The following is a 19,142-nucleotide window of genomic DNA, read 5'->3' on the forward strand; positions in this document are numbered from 1 at the left end:
CCCGCCACCCCCCCCAACGCGTGCCCCCCGGGGCCCCCCCCCCGCCCACACAATTCGCCCCACCGGGGGGGGCCCTTATCCGGGGGGGGCGGGGGGGGGCCCCCCCGGGCCCACCGGCGTGTGTCGGTCGTACGGCGAAAGGCCTCAGTCGGCCAGTTCGCGCGACTCGCTGCTCTCGAAGACCACCAGCTCGGTCAGTCGCACGCGGAGCCGCTCGCGCAGCTCGTCGGGCGCGGTCTCGTTGCCGCAGCACCGCGCCACCAGCGCCTTGACCTCCTGCTCGAGGCCGTACTCGCGCAGGCAGTGCCCGCACTCGTCGAGGTGGTGGCGGATCAGCGTGCGCCGCTCGTCGGCGCACTCCAGGTCGAGGTAGAGGTAGACCTCCGCGAGCACCTCGCGGCAGTCGGTCTCGTGCGGCTCTCCACAGCTCACGTCACACCTCCCGGCCGGCGGGAGCGGTCGAGCCCTTGGTGGTGGCGGAGAAACCGCGCTCCCTGGCGTACTGCTCCAACAGCTTGCGCAGATTACGCCGTCCGCGGTGCAGCCGCGACATCACCGTGCCGATCGGCGTGCCCATGATGTCGGCGACCTCCTTGTAGGAGAAGCCCTCGACGTCGGTCAGGTAGACCGCCATCCGGAACTCCTCCGGCAGCTGCTGGAGGGCCTCCTTGACGTCGCTGTCCGGCAGCCGGTCCAGCGCCTCGGTCTCGGCCGAGCGCAGCCCGCTGGAGGTGTGCGACTCGGCCTCGGCGAGCTGCCAGTCGGTGATCTCGTCGGTCGGCGCCTGCACCGGCTGCCGCTGCCGGCGCCGGTAGGAGTTGATGTAGGTGTTGGTCAGGATCCGGTAGAGCCAGGCCTTCAGGTTGGTGCCCTGCTCGAACTGGTGGAAGGCGGCGTACGCCTTCAGGTAGGTCTCCTGGACCAGATCCTCGGCATCCGCCGGGTTGCGTGTCATCCGCAGCCCGGCAGCGTAGAGCTGATCGACGAATGGCATCGCGTCCCGCTCGAAGCGGGCCCTGCGCTCGTCGGTCTTTTCGGTGGTCAACCGCACATCCCCTCGCGTCGGATGCTTTCCCGCCGAGGATACGCGTACGGACCTGCCCACAGATTCAGTTCCGGCCGGTGTGCTGGTGCTCACCGCACCCGTAGCACCCGGCTCCGCCGTGGCGGGCCACTCCGGGGCGGCGAGCAACTGACGCAGCTGCCGCGCGTCCCGATCGTCCCGTTCCCGGCTCCGTGTCTCGGTCGGCACCGGTCCCCCCTCCGCCAGAAAAGTCGTCCGGGGGTAGTAACGCCCGACGCCGGGCGGAGCATTCCGGACCAGCGTCCTTTTCCGCCGGCCACCCCTTTCCTGGCCCCGGCGTCGGCGGTGCCGCCGGCGCTGGGACCAGGAAGGGCCTGGGAGGATGGTTCCGCCGCCCGAACCGGGCACCGGCACCATCCGATGCAACGAACCTGCGCGGCCGCCGGAAACGGGCCGCCCGGCGAGGCGGGCCTCCGGCCGAGCGGTCAGGCCGCCGCCCAGCCCTGCCCGCGCAGCCAGTCCCGCACCACCGCCGCCGTGCCGGCCGGGTCCTTCCGCAGGTCGTGCCCCTCGCCGGGGCGGGTGACCACGGTCACCCCCGGGCCCGGGTCGGGCACCCCGAACGCATCCCGGTCACCGTTGACCACCAGCGTCGGCAGACCGGTCGACAACTCCGCCGCCCGGGAGCGCTCCGGGCGGCCCGGCGGGTGCAGCGGGAAGGCCAGTGCGACGATCCCCGCCGCGCCGGTCGCAGCGGCCGTGCGGCAGGCCACCCGGGCCCCACTGGAGCGCCCGCCGACGAGCAGCGTGGGTACGTCGGCGTGCCGGTCCCGCAGCGCGGCCAGCACCGCCGTCCACGCCTCGTCCAGGTGCCCGGCGGGCGCGGGCGCGCGCCGACCGGCGACCCGGTACGGCTGGGTCACCCGCACCACCGCGACGCCGAGCGCCACCGCCGCGTCCCGGACCGCGAGCAGGTCCGGCGCGTCCACCCCGCCGCCCGCGCCGTGCCCGAGCACCAGCAGCGCGGTCGCCGCCCCGGCCGGCAGATCGGTCTCGGTGCGGGCCGGCCCGCGCGGGGTGCCGATCTCGTCGCTGCTGTGCACCGGCTCATTCTGCGCCCCACCCGCCGACGCACGGCCGGAACCGCCGCCGAACGCGCATCGTCGCCGAATCACCGACCACCCGTGACTCGTCGGCCGCGTCGCACCCGGCCGCGCCCCGGCCGGGCGCTCGTGCGGCCTCGGTCAGCTCAGCGGCACCAGGGTGAGCAGCTGATCTCGCACCGGCGGACCGGGCTCGTCCACGGCGTCCGGATCCGGCTGGACCTCGCCGCGCCAGGCGACCAGCATGGCCCGACGTTCGCGCGGCGTGGTGCCGCCCCAGACGCCGTGGCAGTCACCGACCTCCAGCGCCCAGGCCAGACAAGAGCCCTGCACCTCGCAGCTGCGGCAGAGTGCGACCGCGGCGTCGGCGGGCTCGTTCGGCGCCGGAAAGAACGTCTCCGGATCGACCGACTGACAGGTTCCTCTGGTCCGCCACGCGTCGTCCTCGCGCCGCTCGCGCAGTGCGCGGAGCAGTCGCGGATCTCGTCGTGCGGCGGCCACCTCATGCGGGCGGGGCATACGCGCCCGTGTCATCCACCCACCTCCCCCGTGGGACCGGCAAGATCGATGGGCGTCGTCCGCCCCCTGCGAATCGACACTCACCACCGGCGCTGTGTTCTATCGCACTTATGCGCACGGTCACAAGGGGCTACCGCGAAGATGGCTGAACGGTCAGGCGACGTTTCGCCCGGAACCCTGGCAAATCGGCACCCGTATATGCGCAGAACGTGATCAGAAGAGCGTCAGATCCTTCGCGGCGACGGCCGGAGCCACCGGCACCCGCTCGACCAGTTGCGGGCCGTCGTTGCGGACGTCGCCGACCGCCGGGCCGACCGGACGGACCTCCAGCCCGGCGAGCCAGTCGGGCGCCGGCGGTGCGAGCAGCGACTGCGCGTCGCCGGTCGGCGCCAGCCACGGGGCCCAGCGGTCGTGCGGGAGCAGCACCGGCATCCGGTCGTGCACCTCGGCCAGCTCGCCGACCGCGGCGGTGGTCAGCACGCTGACGGTGAGCAGCGCCTGGTCGCCGGTGCCCCAGAGCGACCAGATGCCCGCGAAGGCGAGCACCGAGGAGTCCAGCGGCGTCATGTAGTAGGCCTGCCGGCCGCCCGCCGAGCGGACCCACTCGTACCAGCCGTCGGCCGGCACCAGGCAGCGGCGGCGGGCGAAGGCGCCCGCGTACGCCCGGCTGGTGGCCACCGTCTCGGCACGGGCGTTGATCATGCGGGCTGCGCCGGCGGCGCTGCGCGCCCAGTGCGGCAGAAAGCCCCAGCGGCCGACGGAGAGGGCGCGGTGACCCTCGCTCGACACCCGGACCAGCGGAACGGGATCGGTGGGTGCGACGTTGTGGTCCGGCCCGAGCCGGCCCCCGGTCTCGTCGTACGCCTCGAAGAGCGCGCTCAGCTCACCCGCGCTCCGGGTCGTCGCGTACCTGCCGCACATGTCCCACACGCTAACCCGCCGCACGGGGTGTCGGGTGTCCCGCCAACCGGGAGTCGGGTCACCGGCCGGCGCCACCCCCGGCCCGACACGGCAGAATGTAACCGTGGGGAATCTGACCGCGACGCGGCCGCTGCAGCCGTGGACCGCACCGACCGCCTCCGACCCGGTCGGGGTCACGCTGCGCCTGCCCGGCTCCAAGTCGATGACCGCCCGCGCGCTGGTGCTCAGCGCGTTGGCCAGCGGCCCGTCGACGCTCGCCGGGCCGCTGCGCGCGCGGGACACCGAGCTGATGGCCGCCGGCCTGCGCGCGATGGGCGCGCACATGTCGATCAGCGACGACGACCGTTGGCTGGTCCGGCCGCACCGGCTGGTCGGCCCGGCGCACGTCGACGTCGGCCTGGCCGGCACGGTGATGCGCTTCGTCCCGCCGGTGGCCGGCCTGGCCGACGGGCAGATCACCTTCGACGGCGACCCGCAAGCCCGGACCAGGCCGCTCGGCCCGCTGATCGGCGCGCTGCGCTCGCTCGGGGTCCGCATCGACGTGACCGGCGCCGGCAGCCTGCCGCTGACCGTGCTCGGCGCCGGTCGGGTCGTCGGCGGCGAGGTGGTGATCGACGCCTCCGCCTCCAGCCAGCTCGTCTCCGGCCTGCTGCTGGCTGCGCCGCGCTTCGACCGCGGGGTGGTGGTCCGGCACGTCGGCCCGCCGGTCCCGTCCGCACCGCACCTGCGGATGACCGTGCAGATGCTGCGGGCCGCCGGCGCGGCGGTCGACGACACGACGCCCGACGTCTGGGCCGTCGAGCCCGGTCCGCTCACCGGGCGCGGCTGGGAGATCGAACCGGACCTCTCCGGCGCCGTGCCGTTCTTCGCCGCCGCCCTGGTGACCGGTGGTGAGGTGACGCTCCAGGGTTGGCCGCACAGCAGCGCCCAGCCCCTCGATCGGCTCCGCACGCTGCTGCAGCAGATGGGCGGCGAGGTGACCCTCACCACCACCGGGCTGACCGTACGGGGCACCGGCGCGGTGCACGGCATCGAGGCCGACCTCTCCGACGTCAGCGAGCTGACCCCGGCGCTGACCGCCCTGGCGATGCTGGCCGACTCGCCGTCCCGGTTCTCCGGGGTGGCGCACATCCGCGGCCACGAGACCGACCGCATCGCCGCGCTGGCGCGGGAGTTCGCCGCGCTCGGCGCCGACCTCACCGAGTCCCGTGACGGGCTGGAGATCCGGCCGCGCCCGCTGCGCGGCGGGACGTTCCGCACCTACGCCGACCACCGGATGGCGCACGCCGCCGCGGTCGCCGGGCTGGCCGTGCCCGGCATCGAGGTGGACGACGTGGCGTGTACCTCGAAGACGATGCCCGAGTTCCCGGCACTATGGTCAGCGATGGTGACCGGCAAGAGCTGACGCGACGGAGGGTGGTCCTGGCGACCAGACGGCGGGAGTACGACGAGGACGACGTGCGGGTCCGGCCCGGCAAGTCGTCGCGCCCGCGTACCCGGACCCGCCCGTTGCACGCCGACGCGGTGGACGGCTTCGTCATCGCCGTCGACCGCGGGCGCTACACCTGCGTGCTCGGCGACGCGCCCACCCCGACGGTGACCGCGATGCGCGCCCGCGAGCTGGGCCGCAAGTCGGTGGTGGTCGGCGACCGGGTGGGGCTGGTCGGGGACACCTCCGGCGCGGCCGGGGCGCTGGCCCGGATCGTCCGGATCGCCGAGCGACGCTCCGTCCTGCGCCGCACCGCCGAGGACGACGCGACGACCCCCGAGGGCCGGCTGGAGCGGGTGGTGGTGGCCAACGCCGACCAACTGGTGATCGTGAGCGCGCTGGCCGACCCGCCGCCGCGCACCGGTTTCATCGACCGCTGCCTGGTGGCCGCGTACGACGCGGACGTCGAGCCGCTGCTCTGCCTCACCAAGGCGGACCTGGCCGGGCCGGAGGCGGTGCTCGACTACTACACCGAGCTGGAGCTGCCGTACGTGCTGATCCGCCCGGATTCGGACCTGGCCGCCCTGCGGGCGCTGCTCGCCGGACGGATCTCGGTGCTGGTCGGGCACTCCGGGGTGGGCAAGTCGACGCTGGTCAACCGACTCGTTCCGGACGCGGCCCGGGCGGTCGGCACGGTCAGCGCGATCGGCCGGGGACGGCACACCTCGACCAGCGCGGTCGCGCTCTGGCTGCCGACGGCGTCCGGCGGGGGCGACGACCCGGGCTGGATCATCGACACCCCGGGGGTCCGCAGCTTCGGGCTGGCGCACGTCTCCGCGGACAGCCTCCTGCACGGCTTCCCCGACCTGGTCGAGGGGACGGTGGACTGCCCGGCCAACTGTCCGCACACCACCGACGCGCCGGACTGCGGGCTGGACGCCTGGGTGGCGGCCGGCAAGGCCGACCCACGCCGGCTGGCCTCGTACCGCCGGCTGCTCGCCTCCCGGGCCGGCGACGACCCGCGCGGCGAGGTCGACCAGCGCGGGGCCACGGATCGTGACGGACCGGGCATCGGCTAGGTTCCGGTCATGACCGGGTACGCCGCGGACCTCGACCTCGCCCACCGGCTCGCCGACGCCGCCGACGCCGTCTCGACGGCCCGCTTCCGCGCCCTGGACCTACGGGTGGAGTCGAAGCCCGACCTCACCCCGGTCTCCGACGCGGACACCGCCGTGGAGCGGGAGATCCGCGCGCTGCTGGCCGAGCACCGCCCGGCCGACGGGCTGCTCGGCGAGGAGTACGGCGCCCAGCCGGCGACCGGGCCGGACGGCCGGCGGTGGGTGGTCGACCCGATCGACGGCACCAAGAACTTCGTCCGGGGGGTGCCCGTCTGGGCCACCCTGATCGCGCTGCTGGAGGGGGACCGCCCGGTGCTCGGGCTGGTCTCCGCGCCGGCGCTGGGCCGCCGCTGGTGGGCCGCGAGCGGGTCGGGCGCGTGGGCCGGGCCGGACCAGGCCGGCGGCGAGCCGATCCGGGTCTCCGCGGTACGACGACTCGCCGACGCCAGCTTCTGCTACTCGTCGCTGACCGGGTGGGAGGCGGTCGGACGGCTCGACGCGATGCTCGGCCTGATGCGGGAGTGCTGGCGCAGCCGGGCCTACGGCGACTTCTACGGTTACATGCTGCTGGCCGAGGGGGCACTCGACGTGATGGTGGAGCCGGAGCTGTCGCTCTGGGACATCGCCGCGCTGGTGCCGATCGTGACGGAGGCGGGCGGCGTCGTCACCGACCTGACCGGCGCGTCCGCCCCGGCCGCGGGCCCGGACACCGAGCACAGCGCGCTGGCCAGCAACGGTGCGCTGCACGCCGACATCCTGGCTCGGCTGGCTCGACCAGCCGAGCGCTGACCCTCAGCAACCTCTATCCTCGCCAGGTGGTCTCCTCCGGCTGGTGCTTCCTTGCGGCGATGATCGTCGCTTACGGCGTCGCCAACCTGCTCCAGTCGGTTGCCGCAGCCCGCACCACGGTGCACCACACCTTCGATCCCGGCCTGCTGTTGCGCCTGGCCGGGCACCGGACGTACCTGGTCGGGCTGGGCTGTCAGGTCGGCGGCTTCGTGCTGGCCTTCCTGGCCCGCCGCGACCTGCCGCTCTTCCTGGTGCAGGCGAGCGTGGCGGCCGGCCTCGGGGTCACCGCCGTCCTCGGCGTGCTGGTGCTGAAGTGGCGGCTACCGGCCGCCGAGGTGGTGCTGTTGGCGCTGCTCTTCGCCGGGATCAGCGCGCTGGTGCTGGCCGCCCGGCCGGCGCCGTCGAAGCAGCTCGGCCCGGCCGGTCTGATCGCCCTGCTGGCGGTGCTCGGCGTGATCGCGGTGCTCGGCTTCTTCGCGGTCCGGCTGCACGGGGCACCCGGCTCGGTGGCGCTCGGTTCGCTGGCCGGGTTGGCGTTCTCCGCCGCCGCGGTGGCCGCCCGCCCGCTGGCCTCGGTGCCGTCGGCCGAGGCGTTCGCCCGCAACCCGCTGCTCTATCTGCTGATCGCGCACTCGATCGTCGGGCAGCTGCTGCTCGGCCTGGCGATGCAGCGTGGCTCCACCACCGCGGCGGTGGCGGCGATGGACGCGGCCGGCGCGGTGCCCGCGGCGATCGTCGGCCTGCTGCTGCTCAACGACAAGATCTGGCCCGGCCGGGAGTGGCTGGCCGGCGTCGGTTTCCTGGTCACCCTGGCCGCGGTGATCGGCCTGACCCGGTACGCCGAACCGCAGCACCACCACGCGCTGGCCCGCCGGCGCGACCAGGCCATGGTCGGCGCCGGCCGCCCCGGCTGAGGCTCAGGCCTCGACCGGCTTGCGCCGGCCCACCACCCGTTCGTAGAGGCGCTCCAGCGCCCCGGCGGTCCGTTCCCAGCTGTAGCTGCACCGCACCCGGTCCACCGCGGCGTGCCCGTACGCGAACCGCCCGGCGTTGTCGGAGAGCAGCCGGCGCAGCGTGACGCCGAGGGCGCGTACGTCGCCCGGCGGGACCAGTCGCCCGGTCACCTCGTCCACCACCGCGTCGGCGATCCCGCCCATCGCGTAGCCCACCACCGGCACGCCACAGGCCATCGCCTCCAGCGACACCCGCCCGGCGGAGGAGTAGTGCGGGGTGCAGGCGACCACGTCGGCCGACCGGTACCAGGTGGCCATCTGGTCATGAGGCACCGCGCCGACCAGCTTCACCTGGTCGCCCACACCGGCCTGATCGGCCAGCTCACGAAGCCGGCGGGCCTCAGCGTGGCCGGCCAACTGCTCGGCGGGCGGGCCGCCGGCGATCACCAGCTCCGCGTCGCCGACCAGCCGCATCGCCTGGATCAGGTCCTCCTGGCCGTGCCCCGCCGATAGACCGCCCACGGAGAGGATCCGGGCCCGCCGGTCGCGCGGGGCCGCCTCACCGTCGGGGTGGAACAGCTCGGTGTCCACCCCGGTGGGCACCATCGCCACCGCGGTGCGTTGCAGGCCCATCCGGGTCAGCTCGTCGACCTCGTCGTTGCACTGGGCCACCGCGATGTCCACCGCCCGGGTCAGGGCCCGCTCCAGCGGGATCCGCTCCCCCGGGCCGCCGTACTGCCGGCCGAGGTGGCGCAGCTGCTCGACGCCGAGCGAGTGGAAGGTCTGCACGACCGGGATGTCGGTCTCCCGCACGGCGTGCGCCGCGGCCAGCCCACCCACCCAGTAGTGCCCGTGCACCACGTCCGGACGCCAGTCACCGGCCCACCGGTCGGTCAGCCAACCGCCGAAGCCGGTCACGTACGGGATCAGCTCGGCGGTGGACAGCGGCGCGACGGGGCCGACCGGCACCCGCTCCACGCGGTAGCCGTCGACCTCCACGGTCTCCGGCAGCCCCGGATCATCCCGGCGTTCGTAGAGCCGCACCTCGTGGCCTCGTCCGGCCAGTTCGGCAGCGACCCGTGCGATGTGCTGGTGCGTACCGACGGCAGGGCCTTCGGTCGTCCTGGACGGGCCGGCGTGCGCGCAGACGAGACCGACGCGCATGGGTCACCTCCATGCGATCTTCTAGCAGTGGTCCTCCCGGTCAGAGGGTCCCATTAACCAGGGGCCCGTAAGCCGAAACCTGGCAGATCGGGAACAGCCCGGCAGGTGCCCCGGACGCTTGCGCCACGACAAGCACTTCAGCCTCCCGGATCGCCGTCCGATGATCACGGTTTGTGCTGATCCGACCCACGTCGGCGGCATGACCCACCCCGGGCGGGGGTACCGGCGAAGAATGCCTCTCAGCCGCAGCCTCGACGAGGCCACCGTGGTGGTCACCGGCGCCTCCAGCGGGATCGGTACCGCCACCGCGTACGCCCTGGCCCGCCGGGGCGCGGCCGTCGTCCTGGCCGCCCGCAGCGAGTCGGCCCTGACCCAGGTCGCGCAGCGCTGCCGGGAACTGGGTGGCAGGGCGCTGGTCGTGCCGACCGACGTCACCGACGCGGCCTCGGTGGAGCAGCTGGCCGACCGCGCGGCGGCCGAGTTCGGTCGGATCGACGGTTGGATCAACAACGCCGCGGTGGGCGTGGTCGGGCTCTTCGACGAGATCCCGGTCGCCGAGTTCCGTCGGGTGCTGGAGGTGAACCTGCTCGGCACCGTGCACGGCCTGCGGGCCGCGTTGCCGTACCTCGGCGCCGCCGGGGGCGGGGTGGTGGTCAACAACGCCTCGGTGCTGGCGGAGGTGGCGATGCCGTACCAGTCGGCGTACAACGCCACGAAGCACGCCATCCGCGGCCTGGCCGACACCGTGCGCCAGGAGCTGCGGGTCACCGGCCGGGGCGACATCTCGATCTGCACGGTGCTGCCGGCCACCATCGACACCCCGTTCTTCCGGCACACCGCGAACCACACCGGCCGGGAACTGGTGCCGCCGCCGCCGATCTACCCGCCCGAGACGGTGGCCGCGACCATCGTCCGGCTGCTGCGCCGGCCGCGCCGGGAGGCGTACGCCGGTGGCGCGGCGCGGCTGATCGGCCTCCAGTGGCGGCTCGCGCCGGCGCTGGCCGAACGCGCCCTCGGCTGGTACGCGCACCGCACCCAGTTCGGGCCGGGCTCCCGCGCGGACAGCACCGGCAACGTGTTCCGGGCCGACGCGGAGGGTCGACGGGAGGGGGGCTGGTACGGCCGGCGACGGCAACTGGTCCGGATGACCGCCGCCTTCGGCCTCGCCGCCGCCGGCACGGCGGTCGGCACGATGGCCGCACGGACCCGCCGCGCCCGGACGGACCGCTGATGAGCCCGGCCGAGCGGTCGAATGCGCGGGCGGTGGCGGACGTGCACAATGGGTCGATCATGCCGACGGACGTGCAGTTCCTGGTCGAGACGGACGAGTCCGGCGCGGTGCTCCGGCTGACCGGGGTGCTCGACCCGTCCGGCGCCGGGCGTGTCCGCGACGCGCTGCTCACCCGGCTGTCCGAGCGTCCCGGCCCGGTGGTGGCCGACCTGACCGAGCTGCGGTTCACCGACCCGGCCGCCCGGGCCGTCTTCGCCGACGTGCACCGGGAGGTCGCCGACTGGCCCGCGGCGGGTCTGCTGGTCTGCGACCCCGCGGCGGCCGGCCATCCGGCGTTGGCCGGGGTGCCGGTCTGGCCGACCCTCGACGGGGCGATGGCGGCGCTGGCCGGGTCGCCGAAGGCCGCGGTGCTCAACACCGACCTCGCCCCGGTGCTCGGCGCCGCCCGGCAGGCCCGGGAGCTGGTCACCGACGGCTGTCGGCGGTGGGGCATGCCGGCCCTCGCCGAGCCGGGCAGCATCGCCGTCACCGAGATGGTCAACAACGTGGTCGCACACGCGCGCACCCCGATGACCGTGCGGCTCGCCCCCGACGGCGGCCTGCTGCACCTGGCCGTCCGCGATCACTCGTCGCGGCAGCCCACCTTCGCCGGGCTGGCCCCGTTGACCTCGACCGGCGGTCGCGGCCTGCTGCTGATCGACACGGTGGCGCGACGCTGGGGCAGCAGCGCGGTCCCGGACGGCAAGGTCGTCTGGTGCGTCCTGCACCCCGCCGACCAGCCTCCGCTCTGATCCGCGCCGCACCCTCCCACCGCAGCGCGGGCGGTTTCTTCCCCTTCGTGGCTTTCACGGGGCAACAGCACGGCATGAGCGGCGGGTCGAGCGGGTAGAGATCCGTCATGCGCGACGACGAGTACCCGACCCCCGTGTCCGACCCGGAGGCCAACGGCCTGCCGGGCACCGCCGATGACGACTCGACCGCCAACGACGACGTGCTGACCGGTCGTGAGGCGGACGGTCCGGACCCGGCCCAGCTTCCCGGCGACCGCAACCCGGTCGCGGTGGACCGGTTCGGGACCACCGCCGACGAGCAGCTCGACGGCGAGTCGCTGGACTACAAGCTCCAGCGGGAGAGCTACGAGCGCCCCGTCGACGACCCGCTGGCCGGCACGGTCGACCCGGACATCGCGGCCGAGGCGACCAGTGACGAGGCCGCGGCGCAGGCCCAGCTCGACGCCGACGTGATCGACCCCGGCCCCACCTCGGACCCGAACTCTCCGGTCTCGATCTACGACCACGGCCAGCTCGGCACGGTCGCCGACGCGACGGTGGGCCGGCTCGTGGAACCGGACGAGGGCGCGCACACGGACCAGGAGACCGACAACGTGGCGTACGACGCGGGGGCGGCCGGTGGCGGGGCGAGCGCCGAGGAGCTGGCCATCCACGAGACCCGACCGCCGCACTCGGTCTGAGTCAGCTGTCCAGGCCCCGCTCGATCGCGTAGCGGGTCAGCTCGACCCGGTTGTGCAGCTGCAGCTTGCCCAGCGTGTTCTGGACATGGTTCTGCACCGTACGGTGTGCGAGCCCGAGCCGCTGCGCGATCTGCTTGTAGGACATCCCCTTGGCGACCAGCCGGAGCACCTCGGTCTCCCGGTCGGTCAACCGCGGCGCCAGGTCGCCCCGCGGCCCGGCGTCGGGACCACCCGACGCCGGGGTGGCCGCCAACCGCCGGTACTCGCCGAGGACCAGGCCGGCCAGGCCGGGGGTGAAGACCGGCTCGCCGGCCGCGGTGCGGCGCACCGCCTCCAGGAACTCCGCCGGCGCCGCGGACTTGACCAGGTAGCCGGTCGCCCCCGCCTTGACCGCGTCCAGCACACCCTGCTGCTCGCCGCTCGCCGAGAGCATCAGCACCCGCACCTGCGGCAGCGCGGCCCGCAGCCCGTGGATCACCTCCACTCCGGAGATGTCCGGCAGTTGCAGGTCCAGCACCACCACGTCGGGCCGGGCCGCGGCCGCCACCCGGATCGCCTGCCGGCCCTCGCCGCTGGTGGCCACCACCAGGTGACCGGCCTCGGTCAGGTCGCGGGCCACCCCCTCCCGCCACATCGGGTGATCGTCGACAACCATCACCCGCACCGGTCCACCCGCATGGGCGTGCCCCGCGGGCCCGGGCGCTCCGCCGGCAGCTCCGGCCGCGTCCGGCCCGGTCACCGGTCGACCCTCGGCACCGTCAACTCCACCTCGGTGCCCGCGCCGGGCGTCGAGACGATCCGCGCCGTACCGCCCAGCTCGGTGATCCGGCCCCGGATGGACTGCGCCACCCCGAGCCGGCCCTGCGTCACGGCCTCGGCCAGCCGGCCGTCCGGGATGCCCGGCCCTTCGTCGCGTACCGACACGGTCACCGTCGTCCCCTCGTCCTCGATCAGCACCCAGGCCCGCCCGCCGGCGTGCCGTCGCACGTTCTCTAGGGCCGCCGCGGTCGCGGCCGCCAGCTCGCGCGCCACCGGCCCGGACAGCGGCACCGGGGTGGCCGGCGCGGAGACCGACACCGTCGCGGCGGCGTACCGCCCGAGCAGGGCGCGCAGGTCGACGGGACCGTCGTCGGTCACCCCGGCCGGGACGGCGCCGGCGATCAGCGCCCGCAAGGCGGCCTCCTGCTCACCCGCGAGCCGGGCCAGCTCCCCGGCCTCTCCCGGCAGGTGTGCGCCGCGCCGCTGCACCAGGGCGAGCACCTGGAGCACCGAGTCGTGGATGTCCCGGGCCAGCCGCTCCCGCTCCCGGGTGGCCGCCTCCAGCTCCACGGCCCGGTGCAGCCGCTCCTCCGCGGTGACCGCCAGCCGCGCGACGTGCCCCACCACCACCCCCGCGAGCAGGATCAGGATGACACCGGTGAGCGAGGACTGGCTGACCCGCTCCCGGGTGGCGAGGTCCGCGCCGCCGATCACCAGCGCGGCGACGGTGCCCCGCCGCCGGCCGCCGGAGACGGCCCAGGCGAGCACCGGGCCGGCCAGCCAGGCCACCGCCAGGGTGGGCACCCCGGCGTGCAGCGCCGATCGGCCGATCACCCACGGGGTGGCCAGCATGATCGCCAGCACCACACCGAGGTCGGCCAGGAGCAGCGGCCAGGCGCGCCAGGCCGGTCGGGCGTAGCCGAACGCGGTCACCCCGGTCCAGACGATCATCGCGAGCACCAGGCCGCCGGCGGCGAGCGGGTGGGCGTACCGGTCGGCGTCGCGCACCGCCAGCAGGCAGACGTACGCGAGTGAGGCCACCCGGAACACCGCGATGGCACGCCAGAGCGGTACCTCGAACCCACCCGGCGACGACGGCATGGGCGCCACCATGCCACAGTGCGTCCGCCGGACGGGGGGCCGCGTGATGCAGATCAGGAAACCCTGACGTACGGTGGAAATGCCGCGAATAACTCCTAGATCCGCTGTCGGGACGGGGCCATGACGAACGCCGAGCCCAGCGCACCGCGTACGGTTGTGCCCATCGAACCTTCCCTCCTCATCGCCGACGCCTTCGACCAGGCCCAGGTGACCGAGCTGCGTCACTCGGTCACCTCCTGCGCGCGGGCGGCGGGGCTGCGCGGGCAGCGCCTCGACGACTTCGTGCTCGCGGTCAACGAGCTGATCACCAACGCGGTGCGGCACGGTGGCGGGCGCGGGTCGCTGCGGCTGTGGCAGCGGGGCGAGCGGCTGGTCTGCGAGGTCGCCGACCACGGGCACGGCATCAGCGCCCGGCGGCTGGGCGACCGGAGTCGCCCGGAGCCGGAGATCGCCGGCGGCTGGGGGCTCTGGCTGGCCCGGCAGCTCAGCGACACCATGGAGGTGGAGAGCGGCGAGACCGGCACCATCGTCCGGATCAGCGCCGCCGTCACCGCCCCGACCTCCTCCGCCTGACCCGACTGATCCCCGCGCCGGCAGGCGGACCGCCCGGCGCCGGACGGCCACCGCAGGAGCCGGGCCGCTCAGGCGAAGAGCGCGCTCACCGACTCGCCGTTGTGGATCCGCCGCATCGCCTCGGCCAACGCCGGCGCCACCGAGAGCACCTGCAGCTTCGGCACCCGCTTCGCCACCGGAATCGGCACGGTGTTGGTGCAGACGATCTCCAGCACGCCCTCCTGGTCGCTGAGCCGGCCGAGCGCGTCGCTGGAGAAGAGGCCGTGGGTACAGGCCAGCCGGATCGAGCGCACCTTCAGCTCGCGCAGATGCTCCATCAGCTCGATCACCGTGCTGCCCTTGGCGATCTCGTCGTCGAGCACGATCACGTCCCGGTCGGCCACGTCGCCGATCACCGCGCTGATCGTGACCTTGTCGTCGCTGAACCGCTGCTTTGCGCCGGCGGCCACCGGGGTGCCGAGCATCCGGGCGAAGGCCGCCGCCTCCTTGGCGTTGCCCAGGTCGGGCGAGACGACCACCGAATTGCTCAGGTCGTAGCGCCGGAAGTGCCGGGCCAGCTCGCGCAGCGCGTGCAGGTGGTCGACCGGCACGCTGAAGAAGCCGTGCACCTGCGGCGAGTGCAGCGTCATGGCCAGCACGCGGTCCGCCCCGGCCGAGGTGAGCAGGTCGGCGACGAGCCGGGCGCCGATCGAGATCCGCGGCGCGTCCTTCTTGTCCGACCGGGCGTACGCGTAGTGCGGCAGCACCACGGTGATCCGGCCGGCCGAGGCTCCCCGGGCCGCGTCGATCATGAGCAGCAGCTCGACCAGGTGCTCCTGCACCGGCGGCACCAGCGGTTGGATCAGGAAGACGTCCCGTTCCCGGCAGTTGGCCTGCAACTGCACTTCCAGGCAGTCGTTGGCGAAGCGGGACACCCGCACGGAGTGCAGGGGCACGCCCAGGTTGGCGCAGATCTCGGCGGCGAGGTCAGGGTGGGCGGTTCCGCTGAAGACGGCGATGTCACGCACGTCTGCAGATCGTACGGGCCGCGGCTCGGGCGTCGTGCCGACCCACGAGGAGCGTCCCGGCGGTCGGCGCGCCGCCGTCGGGGCGGGTACGGTGCTGCCGTGACCGGAGAGTACGTCGCCGCCATCGACCAGGGCACCACCTCCTCGCGGTGCATCGTCTTCGACCGGGCCGGGGCGATCGTCTCGGTGGCGCAGCGCGAACACCGGCAGATCTTCCCCCGCCCCGGCTGGGTCGAGCACGACGCCGAGGAGATCTGGGCGAACGTCGAGCTGGTGGTCCGGGAGGCGTTGCAGACCGCCGGCACCGACCCGGGCGGGCTGGCCGCGGTCGGCATCACCAACCAGCGGGAGACCACCGTGGTCTGGGACCGGGCGACCGGCCGCCCGGTGGCCAACGCGATCGTCTGGCAGGACACCCGGACCGGGCCGCAGCTGCGCGAGCTCGACGAGGCGTACGGCGAGGAGCTGTTCCGGTCCCGCACCGGCCTGCCGCTGGCCACCTACTTCGCCGGCCCCAAGCTGCGCTGGCTGCTGGAGCACGTCGACGGGCTACGGTCCCGGGCCGAGGCCAGCGAGGTGCTCTTCGGCACGATGGACAGCTGGCTGATCTGGAAGCTGACCGGCCGGCACGTCACCGACGTGACCAACGCCAGCCGGACCATGCTGATGGACCTGACCACTCTGGACTGGGACGCGGAACTGCTCGACGCGATGGGCGTGCCAGCCGCGATGCTGCCGCAGATCTGCGGCTCCGCCGAGGTCTACGGCACGGCCACCGGGGTGCTCGCCGGGGTGCCGGTGGCCAGTGCGCTCGGCGACCAGCAGGCCGCCCTGTTCGGGCAGACCTGCTTCCAGCCCGGCGAGGCCAAGTGCACCTACGGCACCGGCAGCTTCCTGCTGCTGAACACCGGGGCGACCCCGGTCGCCTCGTCGCACGGCCTGCTCACCACGGTCGCCTACCGCATCGCCGGACAGCCCGCCACGTATGCTCTGGAGGGGGCGATCGCGGTGACCGGGTCACTGGTGCAGTGGCTGCGGGACAACCTCGGCCTGATCTCCACCGCGCCCGAGGTAGAGGAGTTGGCCCGCACCGTCGAGGACAACGGCGGCTGCTACGTGGTGCCCGCCTTCTCCGGGCTCTTCGCGCCGCACTGGCGCAGCGACGCGCGCGGGGTGATCGCCGGGCTCACCGGCTACATCACCAAGGGGCACCTGGCCCGGGCGGCGTTGGAGGCCACGGCCTGGCAGACCCGGGAGGTGGTCGACGCGATGAACGCCGACTCCGACGTGGCGCTGCGCCGGCTGCGGGTGGACGGTGGGATGACCGGCAACGAGCTGCTGATGCAGTTCCTCGCCGACGTGCTCGACGTGCCGGTAGTCCGCCCCCGGATCACCGAGACCACCTGCCTCGGCGCCGCGTACGCCGCCGGCCTGGCCGTCGGCTTCTGGCCCGACCTGGCCACCCTGCGCGCGCACTGGCGCTCCGACGCCGAGTGGACCCCCGCGATGGATCCGGGGCTGCGCGACGAGGAGCTGCGCAACTGGCGCAAGGCCGTGCAGCGCACCCTCGACTGGGCGGAGTGAGCCGTGCCGGTGACGAATCCCTGGCTGGCGGGGCCGAGCCCGACCGGACGGCTCGACCCGGAGCGGCTCGGTGAGCGCATCCTCAACCTGTTGTCGTCGCAGAACATGTGCGTGCTGGCCACCGCGGGCCCGGGCGGCCCACTGGCCACGCCGGTGCGCTACTTCCACCTCGACTTCGCGCTGCTGTTCACCGCCGCGGCGGGCACGCCGAAGATGCGCAACATCGCCGCCGACCCCCGGGTGTCGATCGGGGTGTTCGCGCCGCTCGTCGGGCAGGCCAGCAGTCGCGGCGCGCAGGTGTTCGGGCGGGCCCGGGTGCTGACCCCGGACGACGAGCTCTTCGCCCACTACTGGCCGGCGGTGCGCTGGCAGTCGGATCATGTCGAGCGGTCGCGCGGCCTGGACGAGCCGCCCGACGGGCCGCTGGTGGTGGTCGAGGCCGACCGGATCGTCTACACCGAGCACTGGCTGCGGCGCGAGGGGTACGCCCCCCGCCAGTTCTGGCGGCGCCCGCCGGCGTCCTGACCGCGCCCGCCGGCGTCCTGACCGCGCCGGCCGGCGTCCTGACCGGCGGGCAGCCGCTCGGTCGGCAGGCCGGCGGCCCGCCGTGCTCGGGCCTGCTCATCCACGCCCAGCGGCGGCCGGTGAGCCTCCGGCCGGTCCGGGTGTGGGACCGCGCGCACCGGGTAGCCGTTCGCCTACCGCTCGGCCGTCCGGGCGACGCCGCCGGGAAGAGGAGGCTCAGATGCCACGCATGGCCAACACGCCGTCCCAGGACGGCGAGTTCGAATTCTGGCGAAACCACGCACAGATCTCATTGCAGCCGGTTGCCCCGCCGTCCATCCTGGGCCTGTTCGGCTTCGCCGCCGCCACCTTCGTCGTGGCCACGAACCTGGCGGGCTGGTACGGCGACACGAACACGCCGGCCTTCCTCTTTCCGTTCGCCGCGTTCACGGGTGGTCTCGCGCAGTTCCTGGCCGGAATGTGGGCCTACCGGGCCCGCGACGGCCTGGCCACCGCGATGCACGGGATCTGGGGTGCCTTCTGGCTGGCCTACGGGGTGCTCTTCCTGCTGGTGGCGCTCGGGGCGCTGACTCCGCCGACCCCCTTCGTGGCGCTCGGCTACTGGTTCATCGCCCTCGCGGCGATCACCTGGTCCGGCGCGCTGGCCGCCCTCGCGAAGAACGTCAGCCTCGCCCTGACCCTGATCGCGCTCGCCGCCGGCGCCACCGCCCAGGCGATCGGCCAGCTCGCCGACATCTCGGGCTGGCGGACACTCGGCGCCTACTTCTTCATCGCCTCGGCCGTGGTGGCCTGGTACACCGCGACGGCGATGCTGCTGGAGGCCACCTACGGTCGGGCGGTCCTGCCGATCGGCATGCTGCGCGCCCCGCACCGCCCGGGCGCGCAGCCGCCCCAGGCCATCCAGTTCGTGTCGGGCGAGCCGGGCATCAAGATCGGGCAGTGACCGTACGGGCGGGCGACGCCGCGGCGCGGCCCGCCCGCACGCTCACTCCCAGCGGTTGCCGGTGAGCGTCTCGTAGACGTCGACGTAGCGGGCCCGCGTCGCCTCGACCACCTCGGCCGGCATGTCCGGGGCGGGAGCCTGCTTGTTCCAGCCGCTGTCGGTGGCCCAGTTCCGCACGTACTGCTTGTCGTACGAGAACTGCGTGCGGCCCGGCTGGTACGACCGGGCCGGCCAGAACCGCGACGAGTCCGAGGTGAGCAGCTCGTCGGCGAGGACCAGGGTGCCGTCCGGCGCCCAGCCCAGCTCGATCTTCGTGTCGGCGACCAGGATGCCCCGCTCGGCGGCCAGCTCGGCGCCGCGCCGGTAGATGTCGATGGTGATCTGCCGCAGCCGCTCGGCGGTGGCCTGGCCCACCTTGTCCACCACGTCGGTGAAGGTGATCGGCTCGTCGTGCTCGCCGGCGGGCGCCTTGCTCGACGGGGTGAAGATCGGCTCGGGCAGGATCGACGCCTCGCCGAGCCCCCGCGGCAGCGGTACGCCGGAGACCGCTCCGGTGCGCTCGTACTCGCGCAGGCCGCCGCCGGTGAGGTAACCACGGGCGACACACTCGACCGGGACCATCTCCAGCCGGCGGCAGCGGATCGCCCGGCCGGCGAACTCCGCCGGGACGTCGGTGGCCGAGATGACGTGGTTCGGCACCACGTCGGAGAGCTGCTCGAACCACCAGAGCGAGAGCGCGGTGAGCAGGCGCCCCTTGTCCGGGATCGGCGTCGGCAGCGCCACGTCGTAGATCGAGATCCGGTCCGAGGCGACCAGGATCAGGTCGTCGCCGTCGGCGTAGACGTCCCGGACCTTGCCCGAGTGCAGAAGTTCCACGCGGCCAAGTACACCATGTCGCCCGCGTACGCCCGGCAGGGGTGGCCGAGGC

General features: G+C 74.2%; 20 protein-coding genes and 1 pseudogene. 11 read left to right on the top strand and 10 right to left on the bottom strand.

From position 1 onward, the window contains the following. Window positions 1–144 precede the first annotated feature (144 nt). The 5 genes from rsrA to ACIBBA_RS32570 all read right to left on the bottom strand — a co-directional run bounded on the left by rsrA (window position 145) and on the right by ACIBBA_RS32570 (window position 3,567). Entirely contained in the window at window positions 145–432 is a 288-nt protein-coding gene (rsrA, locus tag ACIBBA_RS32550; RefSeq protein WP_350871639.1) for a mycothiol system anti-sigma-R factor, read from the bottom strand. A gap of 1 nt (window position 433) precedes the next feature. After that, window positions 434–1,252 carry a sigma-70 family RNA polymerase sigma factor gene (locus ACIBBA_RS32555; RefSeq protein WP_396702589.1) on the bottom strand — a complete coding sequence of 273 codons (819 nt, stop codon included), beginning with the start codon at window positions 1,250–1,252 and terminating at the stop codon, window positions 434–436. A gap of 257 nt (window positions 1,253–1,509) precedes the next feature. Continuing rightward, complete coding sequence (locus tag ACIBBA_RS32560) at window positions 1,510–2,127, bottom strand: alpha/beta family hydrolase (protein WP_396702591.1); 618 nt, start codon at window positions 2,125–2,127, stop codon at window positions 1,510–1,512. A 141-nt stretch (window positions 2,128–2,268) separates the two neighbouring features. Beyond that, window positions 2,269–2,661 carry a WhiB family transcriptional regulator gene (locus ACIBBA_RS32565; protein WP_357051435.1) on the bottom strand — a complete coding sequence of 131 codons (393 nt, stop codon included), beginning with the start codon at window positions 2,659–2,661 and terminating at the stop codon, window positions 2,269–2,271. Between the two features lie 198 nt (window positions 2,662–2,859). Continuing rightward, the gene (locus tag ACIBBA_RS32570; RefSeq protein ID WP_396702593.1) at window positions 2,860–3,567 is read right to left on the bottom strand and encodes an SOS response-associated peptidase; all 708 of its coding nucleotides are present in this window, start codon (window positions 3,565–3,567) and stop codon (window positions 2,860–2,862) included. Window positions 3,568–3,670: 103 nt separating this feature from the next. Here ACIBBA_RS32570 and aroA point away from each other — a divergent pair, with 103 nt between their 5' ends. From aroA to ACIBBA_RS32590, 4 genes and pseudogenes are all read left to right on the top strand, one after another. Then, a complete protein-coding gene (aroA, locus tag ACIBBA_RS32575; protein ID WP_396702595.1) occupies window positions 3,671–4,972 on the top strand; it encodes a 3-phosphoshikimate 1-carboxyvinyltransferase in 1,302 nt (433 codons plus the stop codon). Beyond that, window positions 4,942–6,075, top strand: coding sequence for a ribosome small subunit-dependent GTPase A (gene rsgA, locus ACIBBA_RS32580; protein WP_396702597.1), 1,134 nt, complete (start codon window positions 4,942–4,944; stop codon window positions 6,073–6,075). Before aroA ends, rsgA begins: the two co-directional genes overlap by 31 nt. A 9-nt stretch (window positions 6,076–6,084) precedes the next feature. Beyond that, a complete protein-coding gene (gene hisN, locus ACIBBA_RS32585) occupies window positions 6,085–6,903 on the top strand; it encodes a histidinol-phosphatase (RefSeq protein ID WP_396702599.1) in 819 nt (272 codons plus the stop codon). A 59-nt stretch (window positions 6,904–6,962) separates the two neighbouring features. Then, window positions 6,963–7,863, top strand: a pseudogene (locus ACIBBA_RS32590) (hypothetical protein). Here the strand turns inward: ACIBBA_RS32590 and ACIBBA_RS32595 are convergent. Continuing rightward, complete coding sequence (locus ACIBBA_RS32595; RefSeq protein ID WP_396702601.1) at window positions 7,821–9,020, bottom strand: glycosyltransferase; 1,200 nt, start codon at window positions 9,018–9,020, stop codon at window positions 7,821–7,823. The pseudogene ACIBBA_RS32590 and the gene ACIBBA_RS32595 sit on opposite strands and share 43 nt — an antisense overlap. Window positions 9,021–9,252: 232 nt before the next feature. Here ACIBBA_RS32595 and ACIBBA_RS32600 point away from each other — a divergent pair, with 232 nt between their 5' ends. From ACIBBA_RS32600 to ACIBBA_RS32610, 3 genes are all read left to right on the top strand, one after another. Next, window positions 9,253–10,251, top strand: coding sequence for an SDR family oxidoreductase (locus ACIBBA_RS32600; protein ID WP_396702603.1), 999 nt, complete (start codon window positions 9,253–9,255; stop codon window positions 10,249–10,251). A gap of 59 nt (window positions 10,252–10,310) precedes the next feature. Then, on the top strand, window positions 10,311–11,042 hold the full coding sequence (locus ACIBBA_RS32605) for an ATP-binding protein (RefSeq protein ID WP_396702605.1): 732 nt from the start codon (window positions 10,311–10,313) through the stop codon (window positions 11,040–11,042). A gap of 107 nt (window positions 11,043–11,149) precedes the next feature. Next, window positions 11,150–11,722 carry a DUF5709 domain-containing protein gene (locus ACIBBA_RS32610; protein WP_396702607.1) on the top strand — a complete coding sequence of 191 codons (573 nt, stop codon included), beginning with the start codon at window positions 11,150–11,152 and terminating at the stop codon, window positions 11,720–11,722. Between the two features lies 1 nt (window position 11,723). On the opposite strand, the gene ACIBBA_RS32615 is transcribed toward ACIBBA_RS32610, so the two are convergent. Together ACIBBA_RS32615 and macS are read right to left on the bottom strand one after the other, a co-directional pair. After that, window positions 11,724–12,377 carry a response regulator gene (locus ACIBBA_RS32615; RefSeq protein WP_396702609.1) on the bottom strand — a complete coding sequence of 218 codons (654 nt, stop codon included), beginning with the start codon at window positions 12,375–12,377 and terminating at the stop codon, window positions 11,724–11,726. An 80-nt stretch (window positions 12,378–12,457) separates the two neighbouring features. Then, window positions 12,458–13,582 (bottom strand): MacS family sensor histidine kinase, encoded by a 1,125-nt coding sequence (gene macS / locus ACIBBA_RS32620; protein ID WP_396702611.1) that lies wholly within the window; start codon window positions 13,580–13,582, stop codon window positions 12,458–12,460. A 120-nt stretch (window positions 13,583–13,702) separates the two neighbouring features. Between macS and ACIBBA_RS32625 the strand changes: the two genes are divergently transcribed. After that, complete coding sequence (locus ACIBBA_RS32625; RefSeq protein ID WP_396702613.1) at window positions 13,703–14,155, top strand: ATP-binding protein; 453 nt, start codon at window positions 13,703–13,705, stop codon at window positions 14,153–14,155. Between the two features lie 68 nt (window positions 14,156–14,223). Here ACIBBA_RS32625 and ACIBBA_RS32630 read toward each other — a convergent pair whose 3' ends face one another. After that, the gene (locus ACIBBA_RS32630; RefSeq protein ID WP_396702615.1) at window positions 14,224–15,162 is read right to left on the bottom strand and encodes a ribose-phosphate diphosphokinase; all 939 of its coding nucleotides are present in this window, start codon (window positions 15,160–15,162) and stop codon (window positions 14,224–14,226) included. Between the two features lie 99 nt (window positions 15,163–15,261). Here ACIBBA_RS32630 and glpK point away from each other — a divergent pair, with 99 nt between their 5' ends. The 3 genes from glpK to ACIBBA_RS32645 all read left to right on the top strand — a co-directional run bounded on the left by glpK (window position 15,262) and on the right by ACIBBA_RS32645 (window position 18,214). Then, window positions 15,262–16,746, top strand: a complete 1,485-nt coding sequence (gene glpK, locus ACIBBA_RS32635; RefSeq protein WP_396702617.1) for a glycerol kinase GlpK — start codon at window positions 15,262–15,264, stop codon at window positions 16,744–16,746. Between the two features lie 3 nt (window positions 16,747–16,749). Further along, window positions 16,750–17,271, top strand: a complete 522-nt coding sequence (locus tag ACIBBA_RS32640; RefSeq protein ID WP_396702619.1) for a pyridoxamine 5'-phosphate oxidase family protein — start codon at window positions 16,750–16,752, stop codon at window positions 17,269–17,271. 220 nt (window positions 17,272–17,491) lie between these two features. Continuing rightward, window positions 17,492–18,214, top strand: coding sequence for an acetate uptake transporter family protein (locus ACIBBA_RS32645; RefSeq protein ID WP_396702621.1), 723 nt, complete (start codon window positions 17,492–17,494; stop codon window positions 18,212–18,214). A gap of 42 nt (window positions 18,215–18,256) precedes the next feature. Here the strand turns inward: ACIBBA_RS32645 and ACIBBA_RS32650 are convergent, their stop codons facing one another. After that, on the bottom strand, window positions 18,257–19,090 hold the full coding sequence (locus ACIBBA_RS32650) for a phosphoribosylaminoimidazolesuccinocarboxamide synthase (protein WP_350871609.1): 834 nt from the start codon (window positions 19,088–19,090) through the stop codon (window positions 18,257–18,259). Window positions 19,091–19,142: the final 52 nt, after the last annotated feature.

Source organism: Micromonospora sp. NPDC051006, assembly GCF_044456245.1.
In the GTDB taxonomy this organism is placed as follows: Bacteria; Actinomycetota; Actinomycetes; order Mycobacteriales; family Micromonosporaceae; genus Micromonospora.

What these genes read in the sequence shown, in the direction of transcription:
- ACIBBA_RS32565 (WP_357051435.1), bottom strand. Translation starts at nt 2,661, where the DNA reads ATGACACGGGCGCGTATGCCCCGCCCGCATGAGGTGGCCGCCGCACGA.
- ACIBBA_RS32570 (WP_396702593.1), bottom strand. Translation starts at nt 3,567, where the DNA reads ATGTGCGGCAGGTACGCGACGACCCGGAGCGCGGGTGAGCTGAGCGCG.
- rsgA (WP_396702597.1), top strand. Translation starts at nt 4,942, where the DNA reads ATGGTCAGCGATGGTGACCGGCAAGAGCTGACGCGACGGAGGGTGGTC.
- hisN (WP_396702599.1), top strand. Translation starts at nt 6,085, where the DNA reads ATGACCGGGTACGCCGCGGACCTCGACCTCGCCCACCGGCTCGCCGAC.
- ACIBBA_RS32595 (WP_396702601.1), bottom strand. Translation starts at nt 9,020, where the DNA reads ATGCGCGTCGGTCTCGTCTGCGCGCACGCCGGCCCGTCCAGGACGACC.
- ACIBBA_RS32600 (WP_396702603.1), top strand. Translation starts at nt 9,253, where the DNA reads ATGCCTCTCAGCCGCAGCCTCGACGAGGCCACCGTGGTGGTCACCGGC.
- ACIBBA_RS32605 (WP_396702605.1), top strand. Translation starts at nt 10,311, where the DNA reads ATGCCGACGGACGTGCAGTTCCTGGTCGAGACGGACGAGTCCGGCGCG.
- ACIBBA_RS32610 (WP_396702607.1), top strand. Translation starts at nt 11,150, where the DNA reads ATGCGCGACGACGAGTACCCGACCCCCGTGTCCGACCCGGAGGCCAAC.
- ACIBBA_RS32615 (WP_396702609.1), bottom strand. Translation starts at nt 12,377, where the DNA reads ATGGTTGTCGACGATCACCCGATGTGGCGGGAGGGGGTGGCCCGCGAC.
- macS (WP_396702611.1), bottom strand. Translation starts at nt 13,582, where the DNA reads ATGCCGTCGTCGCCGGGTGGGTTCGAGGTACCGCTCTGGCGTGCCATC.
- ACIBBA_RS32625 (WP_396702613.1), top strand. Translation starts at nt 13,703, where the DNA reads ATGACGAACGCCGAGCCCAGCGCACCGCGTACGGTTGTGCCCATCGAA.
- ACIBBA_RS32645 (WP_396702621.1), top strand. Translation starts at nt 17,492, where the DNA reads ATGCCACGCATGGCCAACACGCCGTCCCAGGACGGCGAGTTCGAATTC.